This is a genomic window from Thalassospira sp. MCCC 1A01428, from assembly GCF_002115825.1.
Classification (GTDB): Bacteria; Pseudomonadota; Alphaproteobacteria; order Rhodospirillales; family Thalassospiraceae; genus Thalassospira.
Genome location: NZ_JFJZ01000017.1, coordinates 47,671 through 60,682, shown reverse-complemented (window position 1 = coordinate 60,682; position 13,012 = coordinate 47,671). Strand labels below are relative to the sequence as shown.

Genomic DNA, 13,012 nt, shown 5'->3' with positions numbered 1-13,012 from the left:
CAGCCAAATGAAAATCGCCGATTTTGATTTTGACACTATCGAGACGTCCCGGAATGCCGAGACCACCAAACCGGAAGCAACAATTGCCAGCATTGTTGAGCGGTTTGCCGATATTGCCCGTTCGTTTCCGGATCGTGTCGCGATTGTGGATGAAAACGCCAGTCTGACCTATGATGCGCTTGATCGTGATAGCAACCGGATTGCACAGTTTATAACCAGTCTGGAACTTGCGAAAACAGCGCCACTTGGCATTATGACGGGCCGTAATCAGCATTATATTACGGCTGTTTTGGGGGTGTTAAAGGCAGGGCATGCCTTTGTGCCGCTTGACCCGACTGTGCCGCTGGTTCGCCGTGCAGCCATGGTGCGCAATGCCGATATTGCATTGGTGTTGGCAGATCGCGCCCATATTGGCGATTTACATCAGTTACAGTGGCGTTGCCAGGGGCTGGCGCATGTTTTATGCGTTGATCATTCTAACATTGACGCCCTATCGGAAATGCCCGGGTCGCTGATGTCGGTTGAATTGTGGGATCATCTGGCAGGTGATGATGCCGACAATATTCAGGCGGGGGGCTGGAAAAGTGCCTTTACGGGGCAGCCGATTGCACAAAGTGCGATGGATGCCTTTGGTTCCAATGCGCGCAATAAAATCACTGACCTGGTTTCCAAAGATGCACATGTGCTTGAAATCGGCTGTGCCTCGGGCTTTACGATGAAGCATGTTGCACCGGTGGTGGGGCGCTATGTTGCTACCGATCTGTCCCGGCGCAATGTTGAACGGACCGAAGCCCTGGCGATAGAATCCGGTATGCGTCATGTTGTCGGGCGTCAGTTAGGTGCGCATGATATTGATGTTTACGAACCGGGTTCGTTTGATTTGGTCATTCTTAACAGCGTGATCGAGAATTTTCCCGGTTTTGGATATTTGCGGCAGGTTCTGGCCAAGGCCGCCCGTCTTTTGAAGCCGAACGGGGCGATTTATCTGGGCAATGTCTGGGATGCCGACAGTAAAGAGCAATATCTTGCCGATCTGGCAATGTTTGCGCGCGATAATGCAGGCAAAGGCTATGATACCCGGCTTGATTTTTTAGAAGACCTGTTTGTACCCGAGGCATTCCTTAAAGACTGGGTTGCCGAACAGGGCGGGTTCGTGGCTCAGCGCAGTGCCATTGCTGCAACAGGGTTTGACCCTGCACCTTATACTTTTGATTGTGTTTTAAGGCCTGATAGCGCGGTAAAACCTACCTTGGGTCAAAAACGCCGTTACGATAGCACGCATCTTGCGCTTCAGGTGGATGACGCCGTTGCAGTGGCAACAACCGCCCATGACCTTGCCTATATATTGTTTACCAGCGGTACAACCGGGATCCCTAAAGGGGTGATGGTTGAGCACGGTTCGGTGGTTAATCTGGCCCAGTCGGTATTTGATACCCAACTTGACCCGGTTAAACATCACGATAGTAACCGCCCTTTGAACCTTAGCTGTGTTGCGCCATTTGCTTTTGACGGGTCCATTGTTCAAATATTTGCCGCCATTTTGAATGGTCAAAGCCTGTATATTCCCGGCTTGGAAACACGGACAGACCCCGAGAGCCTGCATCGTTTCATCATCGACCACGAGATTGACCAGCTTGATGCAACGCCAAGCCTGTTTTCCTTACTGCTTGATTATTGGCAGGAAAGCGGGTTGCATTGTGGCGCGCGGATGGTTGTTCTTGGTGGCGAAGTTGTTTCGGCCGATCTGGTCGAAACATTTTTTGCCAGTGCCCAACATGGTAATTGCAAGCTGGTCAATGCCTATGGCCCGACCGAATGTTGCGTTTCAAGTGCGCAATATGTGATGACATCCCATAATTATCGCCAAATTTTGCCGCCGCCGATTGGAAAGGCCATTCAGGGTGTGGTTATTGATATTTGCGATGAACAGGGGCGCGTATTGCCCGATGGCGTGCCAGGTGAAATTCGCATTGGCGGGGCCGGTGTGGCGCGGGGTTATCTAAACGATATGGCCCAGACCGGGCAGAAATTCGTGATCAATGTTGATGGTGACCGATGGTATCGCAGCGGCGATATCGGCCGTCGGCGTAGTGACGGCGAGATTGTTTTTGTTGGCCGCGAGGATGGCCAGGTCAAGGTACGTGGTAACCGACTTGAACTGGGTGAAGTTGAAAATGCGCTATGCCGACATCCGCTGGTGCGTCGGGCAACGGTTACCCTGCGCGCAGGTCGCGTTGCAAATAGTGCCGATATTGTTGCCTATCTTGTTGTTGACGCGGGTTTTGAAGCAGCTTCGTGCCGCAGCATGCTTGAACAAAGCCTGCCGGCCTATATGGTGCCAGGCCACTTGATATGTGTTGCTGACATTCCGCTAACGATTAGCGGCAAAGTTGACCTTTCAAAATTGCCCGCCCCGGACGAAAAGTCGGACCTGCGGAATGCCAAACCGGCCAAACCGTTATCGAACGACCTGGAGCGCACGGTGGCCGGGCTTATGTCGGCGGTGCTTGATTGCCGTATCGAGGATGCTGACGCCGACTTTTTTGAACAGGGCGGACATAGTGTTCTGGCGGTTCAGTTTTTGTCAAAAATCAATCATATGACAGACGTTAAAATACCGCTCAGTGATTTGTTTAGTTGTTCCAGTGTTGCGAAACTTGCCGCCCGGATAGAGGACCGGCAAAAAGAACAATATGCGAAAAGTCCGATTGTTTCGGTGAATGCTGAAGGATCGGCCATTCCGATGGTTTGTTTCCATCCCGTTGGCGGAAATATTTTGTGTTATCAAAATCTTGCGCGGGAACTTGGCCCTGAACAGCCGATTTATATGGTCGAGGCACAAGGTCTGGAAGAAGGCCAAACCCTGTATCCGTCGGTTGAGGAAATGGTAGCGGCCTATTTGCCCCACATTCGCAACGCTCTGCCAGAAGGGCCGGTTCATCTGACAGGGTGGAGCTTTGGCGGGTTGCTCACCTTTGAAGCGGCATACCGGTTACAACAGTCCGGTGTTGATGTTCGCGGGGTTTATTTGCTTGATGCGGTAGCCGTCCCGGACTCGGTACGCGAGATTTTGCGCAAGGATGAAGCCGAATATCTTGCGGATATGTTTTCGGAACTTGGCTTGCTTGATGTTGATATGCTTCGGGCAATGACACCGGAACAAAGGATTGATTATTTGCTGGTACGTGGCAAAGATTCGGATCTTTTGCCTCAAAGTGCGGATCGCAGTGTTATTCGGCGTTTGTTGGCGGTATTCCAGAATAATGCGCTGGCAGCGATTCATTATGTACCGCCCAAACTTGACGATATCGATGTTTTGCTGGTGCGACCAACAACTGCAAGCCTGGCCGCACCGGGCATTGACGGCGACCCATATAGCGGTTGGGAACAGTTTGTTGGTGCGAACCTTACCCTGAAATGGGTGAGTGGCACGCACGGATCCATGATGATGGCACCAGATATTGTTGGCGTTGCCAAATGTATCCGTGAACAACTTGGCTGAAAATTCTGACCCGGGGCAGGTAACATCTGCCCCGGACCCCGATGTTAAGGGTATTTGGCGTTATGAACTGGCCCTTACGTCCAGCGAAAGTCTGATAGGGAAAGTGCTGTTTCGCGGGGAAGGGTAAGCCCGAACCAACCCTTAATGCCGGGCCAGATCAGGGTGCGGTATTGGGCAAAGTTTTCATATTGCACAACAAAAATTCCGTCCTGCATTTCGATTGATGACGGGGCATATATTGCTAAGGGCGTCATCATGCCGGTTGTCAGGGTTTTTCCGATGCTTTCGCGCGCCACCCAGATCAGGCCAGCACGGGCTTGGGTGCCAAGGTGCAGGCCGGCAAGCATTTTGGTGATGGCAGGTTTTAAGTCAGCCAGAATTAAGTTGGCATCGTCAGTGGTTGGCAAGTCGATATCAATTCCCATCGGATGAGCGCGATGAAACACCAGTGCAGCCGCATAATGGCCAGAATGCGTGATTGAAACACCAAGGTCATTAAATGCGGTGCTGGCACTTGTGATGACAGGCTGATCAAAAACACCGTTATCGACTTGCGCATGTCGCGGATTATGACCCGGGCAGTGATGAGAAAGTGCCAGCTTTGCCGCAAGCCTGCCAAACGTAAAACTTTGCTGGCGTTTGGCATGTGTAAATTTGTTGATACGGGTAATTTCAGTTTTGTTTAACAGGGACGCAACCAAATTGTTACAGGTCGCCGGTATCAGGCAATCAAGGTCAATTATTGCCAGTGTTGCGCGTAGCGGTGTATCGCTTGCAAAGCTTCCGGGTGCCTTGTTGCGTGTTAATACAAGTGATTGAATGCTGATCGCATCCGGATTGGTCATCTCATGGTCTCGTACTGATTACCGGGATTAAATATTTAAAATGAACAAAAATACTTGGGTGTGAACTCTATTATAAAACACAAATATATTTATCGCGATCTGGTCTGACAAACAGGTTCGGCACCAGATAAAAAAATGCCCAAAGCATGCTTTGGGCATTTTTAATAATATTACGATGTGCAGGCCAGAATCAGGCTTTGGCCGTTGCTGCACCACCGGTGGATTTTGCAGACGTTGTTTTGCTGCTGCCACCTTTAACAAATTCCGACGCTTTGCGTTTGCCTTCGGCAAATTCGCTTTTGAAACGGTCTTTCATTTCTTCTGAGTCGAAATCGCAAGCCGTGCCACCGCGGGCGAAATGCCAGGAAAAGACGCGCCCAAGGGCATAGGTGCTGGCGGCTGCAAAGGTTGGCATGGCAACCATACCAAACACAGTGCCCGCGACCGGGATACGACGGATAAGGCTTGCTGTTGCTACGCCAACGCCGGTAACCGGGAATACTGTTGCAACAAGGGTCGCAACCGAGTTTTTGATGGCATTTTCCGAGAACGGCACGCCGTAAATGTCACACAGCTTGGCAAGCATCCGTAACTGGATGGTGCTGCTTGTTGCCATTTCAAGGAAAGGAATTGGAACCAGTCCGCCCACCGCAGCATAAACGCTGTGGCGATGGATGCAGTCACGGGACTGAGCACGGAGCTCGTCAGCTTCTGCCAGCGTGACTTCTTCAGTCTCTTCGATTGTCTCTGCTTCGCTCATAATCGCCTCTTCGTAAATAGCTGTATGTCGATGGATGGGCTAAATAAACAGTGATAAGATATCTTTTATACTCTACCTCAACTTACGACCATTCGCAACGCGTAGAAGTAATTATCATTTTAGGACATTTTCATCAGCGGTTGAGGCATGGTTTTTTTCGTTTGCGTTTTTAGGATTGAATATTTTTCCCGACATTTCGGACGCAATAATAGATAATAACGTGTTTTGATGGTCCTGAATAAAGAAATGACCACCATGATAGGTGTGTATTTTAACGAGCGCATTTGTTGCCTGATGCCATCCGGCAAGTTCCCCTGGTCGAGGACTGGTATCTGTTGTGCCGCCGAAAACAGTAACAGGGCAATTCAGTTTTTGCAGGTTCCGGGAAGATGTTGTTTCGACCAGTTTGAAATCGGCCCTTAGTGAGGGTTCAAGCAGGGCACAAAATTCTGCGCTTTCCAGTATTTCTTTTGGTGTTCCGCCATAGTTGGCAATGTGTTGCCATAATTCATTCGATGGCAAGGCGTGAACCGGTGGCCTTGACAGGGGCAGGTCGGGGCCACGAAGAGCCGCAATAAACAGATGCGCAGGCGTGCGATGCCCCTGAATTGCCAAATGGCAGGCCAGATGATGGGCAATGATACCGCCCATGGAGTAGCCAAAAAATGCAAAGGGCAGGTCAAGTGACGGTAAAATTGCCTTTTCCAGGCCTGGAACCATCTGATCGATATGATCAATTGCAGGTTCCCCCAACCGCTGTTCCCGGCCGGGCAGACAAACAGGAATAACCTCAATATCGTCAGGCAGCTTTGATTGCCAAAGGCGATAAAAAGACGCCCCGCCCCCCGCACATGGCAGACAAAACAGGCGCATCCGCGTGGAATGTCGGGGTGTTGGCTGTATCAGCCAGGGTGTCTGGGTCATGTTCTGTGTTTCTGAATTTTATGCTTGCCGATAAAATCGCCAGGTAAAGGTAATTCTAACAGGCCGTTGCATTTCATCGTGACGCAACAGGCCTGTTACAGGATGGGTTATTTTCTGAGCGCTTCTTTGGTGCCAGGTGTTTCAGGTGCGCCCGCCGGATCGGCCTGGGCCGTTGGCTGGGGTTCGCCATCGGGCCCGACTGGATTATTGCCAGGTGCGGCAGCCGATGACAGCGTTGCGGTTTTCTGGCTGGTTTGGTTGCCATTTGGCATGCCATCAACCGGTGCAGCAGGGGCCTCGGTGCTGGTAATGCCAGGTGAAATGGCATTTTGTGGCGAAATATCTGGCATCCGGGCATTAAACTGTTGCCCGGATGGCAGGGTGTTCATTGTATCGCCAGTTAAATCTGCCGATGAACCCTGGTCTTTTTCCGGTTTATTGCCATCGTCGCTGATGTTGTTATCTGCGGTATTTAAAATAACCGGCAGGCCATCTTTGCCACCAATGATAATTGTTTTACTGTTTTTCGACGTTGCCAGCGCCATGGTTGCCTCGATACCGCGCAGGCGCAAATATTCCGGTGTAATTGTTTTGGCAACGATATCCTGAAATTCACGAATACCTTCGGCTTCGATTTTTTTGCGCTGTTTTTCCTTTTCTTCGCGCGCAAGCCGGAAATCATATTCCAGCATCGATTGATATTGTTCAGCCTTGCGTTCAATCGCGGCAGAGACACGTTCCGGTAACGTTACCGAACGGATCAGCACATCCTCGACAATTACCAGCTTTCCCTGGAAACTTTGATTAACCAGCGATGACCCCAACTGGTTGACCATGCGTTCGAGAATTTCAGCCTGAATGAAAGCACGGGTTTCGGTATAAAGCTGTTCAGGGGTATAGCGCGAAATCAGTTCGCGCGCGTGCGAACCGATTTCGGGGTAAACAAGTACCTCGGGGTAACGGGGGCCGACCAGTTTGTGCAGGTTGCCGGCATTATCGCGGTTAATGCGGTAGCGTACAGCAATATCGACCTTCATCGACAGGCCGTTCGATGAAATGGTGTCATAGACACGTGACTGATTTTGAAGGCGGGCATCGTAAATATACATTTCATCCCATGGGAAGATCATGTGGATGCCTTCGCCATAGGTATGATCGGTTACAGTACCGCCAAAAAAGCGATACCACAGCACACCGACATGCCCGGATGGCACGGTAATGAATATCTGCGGCGCCAACGCAATCAAACCGATTACGAAAAACAGCAGTGTTACCAGTATTGACGTGCGATATCTGCGAAGCAAGGCCGCCAGCCCGTCGAGATACCTGTCGATGATGGCACGAAGGCCGCGATTTTGTTCCTGCCCGCTTTCTGTCTTCCCTGTGTCAACGCCAGGTGAAACAGTTGCCGTGTCGGCGCTCTCAACCATTCAATGTCTCGTCCAAACCGGGAAATGCCAGAAGCTGCATCAGCATGCTATTCGATGTCATAATCTTTTATTCTCCTGCGCAGCTCGCGGGACGGGCGTGCAACGAGCTGTACAAGAAAATCGCCAATCGGGGTAATGATCAGTGCAAGAATGAAATGCCCAAGAAACCCGAATGCTGTATTGCGCCCGAGCATGCCGCATATTGCTGCGGCGATGATATACAGAATGAGAACGACGAACTGCATTGCTTTCCCCTGCGGACGCTATGTCCTGCCCCAAAATTTCGGCACTATATTTTTGAACGCGCCTTGATAGATATTCTCAAAATCAGGCAGCGGCGGCTTGCCGCGCCACAAATTCCTTACCTTCTTCAAATTTCTGGCGGAAATGCCGCTCTGTTTTTTGGGGGTCAAATGTCAGAAAAGTGCCACCCGCGGAAAAGTGCTGCTGAAAAACCTTGCCCAGTGCGTATGTTGCCGCACCGTTAAAACCGGGCATGGTTAAAATGCTTAGCCCATAGCCAATGACCGGAACAGATTTGGCCATTGCCCCGAATACGCCGGTCGCCAGCAGGGATTTCCCCAAAGCACCACTGCTGAGACTGCATATCAAGGCCGCAATCGCCGACTTGCCGCTGTTGCGGTTAAATGGAACGGTATAAATGGCACTAAGTTCGGCAAGCATTTTTAACTGAACCGCAACAATTGTTGCACTGTCAACCAGGGGTATGGGAATAAAGCCGCTGCCCACTGCCCACATTGTATTGCGGCGCACGATAGCGCTTGCAAGACGATGTTGCTTTAACTGTTTTAATTCAGCAAGTTTTTCCGCACTCATGACGGGCAGTCCTCTGATCGCAACAAGGAATGAAAGCATACCGGCTAAGGACTGCTACTGCAAACCTTATCAAGTTGGGGTAGCAGTCATATACAATCTGCTGGTGGGTGCTTGACGTTGGTACAGGACACAGGCAAACATGCAGCCAGCGGGGGGATAGGTTTTCATGATATTTAACGTCAGGGTTAACAGCAAAACAGACCGGGCTGTCAGTGTTGGAGGATGGTCGTGAGTTTGGCTCTCAAGATCGGTCTTGCGCTGCTTTTGGTCTTTGGTGCGGCAATTGCCATGACAACCGGGCTGAATTATTTGCGTTTTGATCAGACATTGCATCACCTGCTGTCCCAGCGCATGACGGTTGTGTTGTCCGAAACCCGACGCGATATTGTTGCAGGCCTTGATTTGGGGTTACGGCTTGAGAACATGGAAAATCTGGATGCCATTCTTGGCAGGCGTCTTGATATGTCGGAAGGTATCAGGAACATTCAGGTTTTTGCCTGCGATGGATCGCAAATTGATGTCGCGCAGGCAGGCTCTGTTGCGCCACCGCCATTTTCTTTGCCAGATATGGATCAATGGCAAAGTTTTGATCATGATCGTGCGATTATGGGAACGTTACTGCGCGATAGTGTGGGGCAGTGCGCGGGCTATGTTCGGATTATCACCGATATTTCCGATGCAAATGCCCAACTTGACCATGTTTCCAGCCGGATGTGGCAGGCGACCATGATCAGCCTTGGGACGATTGTGCCGGTTTTGCTGGTTCTGTTTGTATTGATGCGCCGACGGCACCGGGTTTTTGTCGAACTCAATGATGATCTCGAGCGTGCGCTGGACGGGAAAGCATCGGCTGTTTCTGCCCATGACGGTGATGTTCTGACCGGCGGTGAAATGCGCATGATTTCCCTGTATCGGCAATTGCGTGATCAATTGTCGCGTGAGAACGCAAATGCCGAAACCAGACATGATGACGGTTTGATTGACGGTGATGATCAGTCCGGGGATGGACAAAAACATGAAAAATGAACCTGTCACCCGTCGCAGCGGCCTGTTTCCCAAGGGCACGATCTGGGTTTTGTTGCTGGTCAGCGTGGTTGCCTTGTGTATTGCACTGGTTGGCATTTCCTGGCGTGCAGCTGATCTGGCACGAGATGACCTTCGCAGTGAAACCATCAAGAAGGCCACCATCGAGGCACAGGTTCTGGTCGAAAAGATCGCTCGTGCGCTCGACCTTGGTATTCCGCTTGATAAAATTACAGGGTTCGATGACCTGATCGTCGGGATGCAGGATGGTGACCCTGATCTGTTGTTTGGCGCGATCCTGACATCTGACGGACAAGTGCTTTTTAGTGGTGGGCTGGAGCCTGCTGCCTTTGAGAAAAGTCTGTCACTGTCGCAGGACGATCAGCAAAAAAACCGGTTTATCCTGACCCGTCTGCCCCTGAAAATGGGCGATGGTGCGCTGGAAGCCGGCGATATCAGGTTGGGCAGTCTTGTCATCGGGCATGATCGCCGGGCGCTGATGCGTCCGTTGATTGACAATCTGTTTGATATTGGTGTGATTTTGCTGATTGCGCTGGCATTGTCATTTGAACTGATGCTGCTTGTGTTAACGGTCAATGTCACCATGCCGGTCAGGGTGGCATCGCGGGTATTGGCCAATATCCACGCCCGTAAATTTACGCTTTTGCATGGTCAGTCAACGCGCGATGATATTGGCCAGTTTATGGGCGGCATTAATGCGGTGGTCGCAAACACGGCGCAAAAAGCCGGGATTATACCCCAACCCGCCCGCGAGGTTCGGCTGGTAGGGGTCAGGATGCTGGCCTTTATGTTTGTTCTGGCCGAAGAACTGGCCCGGCCAATTATGCCTGCCTATTTCAGCGACCTGACAGCGCACACGATGGGGGGGCAACTTGGTGCCGGCATTGTGATGGCGGTGCATCTGTTGATGATCGCAATTGCCATGCCGCTTTGCAGCCTGATACAGGGAAAAACCGGCCCGTTGCGTATGTATCTGATAGGGGCATGCCTGGCGACGGTCGGGCTTTTCGGGGCGGCCAGTGCCATCGGGTTCTGGGACCTGGTGATTTGGCGTGCTTTGTCCGGGCTTGGCTATGCCACTACCTTTGTTGCCTGTCAAAGTTATGTTCTCGATGCCACGACCGAAAAAAATCGCTCGCAAGGAACCGCGATGATGGTCAGCGGGATTATGCTGGCCGATATTTGCGGACCTGCGATAGGTGGCATTATTGCCGGATATTTCGGGGCATCGCTGACTTTTTTCATGGGTGGTTTTGTGGCGGTGTTTGCCACCGGCCTTGCCTTTTTCCTGATGGATAGCCAGGTCGGATTGCGTGGCGATATGGCTCCGGCCTTGCCTACACGGGCGGCGTTTGGGGCATTGTTGCGTAATCGCCGTTTGCAGGTATTGATGGTGTTTGCCGCGATTCCTGCCAAATTAATCCTTAGTGCATTCTTATATTACCTTGTGCCGGTTTTGATGTTGCAGAATGGGGCAACGATTGCCGAAATCGGCCGGGTTATCATGCTATACGGGATGGTTGCCTTGCTGTCAGGCTGGGGTGTTGCCCGCTGGACGGACCGTAAGCAACAAGAAATGCGGGCCGTTGGTATTGGCGGGGTTATAACGGCCATCGGGCTGGTAATGGCCGGAATCTTCCCCGCAGGGCCGGTAATTGCGGTTGCGGTTGGTATGCTGGGTTTGTCGCAGGCAACATCCATTCCGGCACAGGTTTCACTAAGCCTTAAACTTAGCCGTACATTCACGGAGAAACATGGCACGGGCCCTGTTTTGGCTGTTTTGCGGCTGGCCGAACGGTTTGGCGGTGCCAGTGGCCCCTTGATTGCCGCGATGCTGGTGCATTATTTCGGTCCCGAGAAGGCTATCCTTTATCTTGGGTGTGGTGCGGTTATTTGTATTTTGTGTTTTGAATTGTTTATCGGGCGATCACCGGTCGACAAGGATATTGCGGATAAAGCAGGGGTGAAACAATGAACCGGTTTTATGCCTGTATCCTGCTAGTGCTTCTAACCATAATCGGGGCAGGCAATGAACTTGCCTATGCATCAGACCACCGCGCGTCCCCTGACCATCCTTTTCATATTGCGATGGTTCTCTGGCGGGGTGAAACCCAGGTCGAAGAAGGGTTTCGCGCCTATTTTGCAAGCCGTAACATCCCGGTGGATATTCAGGTTTATAATATCAACCGGGATATCAGTGCCATTCCCGATGTGATTGCCCAAATCCGCAAGAACCCGCCGGATCTTGTTTATACCTGGGGGACGGGTGTTACAATGGCGGTCGCAGGTCGGTATGACGCTGTTGACCCGGTGCAAAATATTACCGAACTGCCTGTGGTTTTTGTGATGGTGTCGGCACCCTGGAAAACCGGGATTGCTGCGCCGCCCGGTCAAATGCGCACCAATATTACCGGCGCGAGCCACATTGCCCCGCTTGCGGCACAGATTAATGCTATTCGGGCCTATCGCCCCATGAAGCGTCTGGGCGTGGTTTACAATGTTCAGGAAAGCAACTCGGTTTCGAATATTGCCGACCTTAGGGCGCTGGGCACGGAAATGTCGTTTGAGGTTCTGGCCGAACCCCTGGGTGAAAACGGCACCCCGGACCCTGACCGTATTGCCGGTGCTGTGGCCGATCTGGCAAAGAAGGGGGCCGATTTTTTATATATCGGGCCGGACAACTTTATTGGCACCTATCGCGACAACCTGACAGATGCGGGCTTCGCAAATGGCCTTGGCACGTTCAGTGCCACAGAACTTGAGGTGCGCGAGGGACATGCCCTGTTTGGTCTGGTCAGCCATTATGAACTGGTGGGGCGTCTGGCCGCAAGCAAGGCGGCAGACATTCTGCTCAATGGTGCAAAACCGGGTGATTTGCCAATTGAAACATTAAACCGTTTTTCCTATCTGATCCGACTATCTGCGGCAAAACAGTTGCAACTGTACCCGCCGTTGCCATTGCTTGATTACGCGGAAATTGTAAAATGACGACGATCCGTCGCCTTGGCACCGAACACTTGCCTGCAATTATTGGACTTCATCACAAGGTCCTTGCATTATTGCCGACGAAAAACCTGGCCGCATGTGAAACAGATGGCTTTTTCGCTGATCATATTGCGACCTGCGGGCATATTTACGGGGCTTTTCGCGACGATACCCTTATGGCCTATAGTGTGTTGGGGCTTCCCCGCCGGGATGATCCCAATTTCGGTGTCGATCACAATTTTCTGCCGGGACAATTGGCCGGGGTGGCCCATATTGATGGTGTATCGGTGACCCCTGAATGGCGCGGCCAGGGCTGGCAGCGTAAGATGATAAATCACAGGCTGGCCGCTGCCCTGGCTGCTGGTCGTTCTATTGCCCTGTCGACTGTCGCACCGGGGAATGTGCCCAGTTTGCGCAGTTTGTTGTCGTGCGGGTTAACCATACGGGGAATGGTCGAAAAATTCGGGGGTATTCGCTATCTGGTAAGGCGTGATCTGGCGGCGGATTTTGCTCCTGTCCCGGTTACGGGCAATGGCATCGGGGAACCACCGCAAAGTGACATGCAATGGATTAATCTTGATGATCTGCCAAGGCAACGCACAGCGATAGCCGGGGGGTGTATCGGGGTGGGGTGGCGTGTTGACGGGGGCAAGATCCAGATTGGTTATGTCCCTGAATAATCCTC

The 13,012-nt window shown here is 51.7% G+C and carries 11 protein-coding genes; 5 read left to right on the top strand and 6 right to left on the bottom strand.

Going from position 1 to position 13,012, the window contains the following annotated elements:
- Positions 1-7: 7 nt before the first annotated feature.
- Positions 8-3,502, top strand: a complete 3,495-nt coding sequence (locus tag THS27_RS14245; protein ID WP_085591989.1) for an AMP-binding protein — start codon at positions 8-10, stop codon at positions 3,500-3,502.
- Between the two features lie 74 nt (positions 3,503-3,576).
- On the opposite strand, the gene THS27_RS14240 is transcribed toward THS27_RS14245, so the two are convergent.
- From THS27_RS14240 to THS27_RS14215, 6 genes are all read right to left on the bottom strand, one after another.
- Positions 3,577-4,347, bottom strand: a complete 771-nt coding sequence (locus tag THS27_RS14240) for a hypothetical protein (RefSeq protein WP_085591987.1) — start codon at positions 4,345-4,347, stop codon at positions 3,577-3,579.
- A gap of 190 nt (positions 4,348-4,537) precedes the next feature.
- The gene (locus tag THS27_RS14235) at positions 4,538-5,107 is read right to left on the bottom strand and encodes a YcjF family protein (RefSeq protein WP_085591985.1); all 570 of its coding nucleotides are present in this window, start codon (positions 5,105-5,107) and stop codon (positions 4,538-4,540) included.
- A 114-nt stretch (positions 5,108-5,221) separates the two neighbouring features.
- Positions 5,222-6,031 (bottom strand): thioesterase II family protein, encoded by an 810-nt coding sequence (locus THS27_RS14230; protein WP_085591983.1) that lies wholly within the window; start codon positions 6,029-6,031, stop codon positions 5,222-5,224.
- Between the two features lie 107 nt (positions 6,032-6,138).
- Positions 6,139-7,461: an SPFH domain-containing protein gene (locus THS27_RS14225; protein WP_085591980.1), complete on the bottom strand. Its 1,323-nt coding sequence runs from the start codon at positions 7,459-7,461 to the stop codon at positions 6,139-6,141.
- Between the two features lie 47 nt (positions 7,462-7,508).
- Positions 7,509-7,706: a hypothetical protein gene (locus tag THS27_RS14220; RefSeq protein WP_085591978.1), complete on the bottom strand. Its 198-nt coding sequence runs from the start codon at positions 7,704-7,706 to the stop codon at positions 7,509-7,511.
- Positions 7,707-7,788: 82 nt separating this feature from the next.
- Positions 7,789-8,298, bottom strand: a complete 510-nt coding sequence (locus tag THS27_RS14215; protein WP_168184902.1) for a YcjF family protein — start codon at positions 8,296-8,298, stop codon at positions 7,789-7,791.
- A gap of 228 nt (positions 8,299-8,526) precedes the next feature.
- Here THS27_RS14215 and THS27_RS14210 point away from each other — a divergent pair, with 228 nt between their 5' ends.
- The 4 genes from THS27_RS14210 to THS27_RS14195 are packed head-to-tail and all read left to right on the top strand — an operon-like array spanning position 8,527 to position 13,007.
- Complete coding sequence (locus THS27_RS14210) at positions 8,527-9,324, top strand: hypothetical protein (protein WP_139835590.1); 798 nt, start codon at positions 8,527-8,529, stop codon at positions 9,322-9,324.
- Complete coding sequence (locus tag THS27_RS14205; protein WP_168184901.1) at positions 9,314-11,317, top strand: MFS transporter; 2,004 nt, start codon at positions 9,314-9,316, stop codon at positions 11,315-11,317. The genes THS27_RS14210 and THS27_RS14205 overlap by 11 nt, the downstream gene beginning before the upstream one ends.
- The gene (locus tag THS27_RS14200; protein ID WP_085591971.1) at positions 11,314-12,330 is read left to right on the top strand and encodes an ABC transporter substrate-binding protein; all 1,017 of its coding nucleotides are present in this window, start codon (positions 11,314-11,316) and stop codon (positions 12,328-12,330) included. The genes THS27_RS14205 and THS27_RS14200 overlap by 4 nt, the downstream gene beginning before the upstream one ends.
- Positions 12,327-13,007: a GNAT family N-acetyltransferase gene (locus THS27_RS14195; RefSeq protein ID WP_085591969.1), complete on the top strand. Its 681-nt coding sequence runs from the start codon at positions 12,327-12,329 to the stop codon at positions 13,005-13,007. The genes THS27_RS14200 and THS27_RS14195 overlap by 4 nt, the downstream gene beginning before the upstream one ends.
- Positions 13,008-13,012: the final 5 nt, after the last annotated feature.

Bases quoted from the DNA above. Each gene is read 5' to 3' on its own strand.
- THS27_RS14245 (WP_085591989.1), top strand. From the start codon at position 8: ATGAAAATCGCCGATTTTGATTTTGACACTATCGAGACGTCCCGGAAT.
- THS27_RS14240 (WP_085591987.1), bottom strand. From the start codon at position 4,347: ATGACCAATCCGGATGCGATCAGCATTCAATCACTTGTATTAACACGC.
- THS27_RS14235 (WP_085591985.1), bottom strand. From the start codon at position 5,107: ATGAGCGAAGCAGAGACAATCGAAGAGACTGAAGAAGTCACGCTGGCA.
- THS27_RS14230 (WP_085591983.1), bottom strand. From the start codon at position 6,031: ATGACCCAGACACCCTGGCTGATACAGCCAACACCCCGACATTCCACG.
- THS27_RS14225 (WP_085591980.1), bottom strand. From the start codon at position 7,461: ATGGTTGAGAGCGCCGACACGGCAACTGTTTCACCTGGCGTTGACACA.
- THS27_RS14220 (WP_085591978.1), bottom strand. From the start codon at position 7,706: ATGCAGTTCGTCGTTCTCATTCTGTATATCATCGCCGCAGCAATATGC.
- THS27_RS14215 (WP_168184902.1), bottom strand. From the start codon at position 8,298: ATGAGTGCGGAAAAACTTGCTGAATTAAAACAGTTAAAGCAACATCGT.
- THS27_RS14205 (WP_168184901.1), top strand. From the start codon at position 9,314: ATGAAAAATGAACCTGTCACCCGTCGCAGCGGCCTGTTTCCCAAGGGC.
- THS27_RS14200 (WP_085591971.1), top strand. From the start codon at position 11,314: ATGAACCGGTTTTATGCCTGTATCCTGCTAGTGCTTCTAACCATAATC.
- THS27_RS14195 (WP_085591969.1), top strand. From the start codon at position 12,327: ATGACGACGATCCGTCGCCTTGGCACCGAACACTTGCCTGCAATTATT.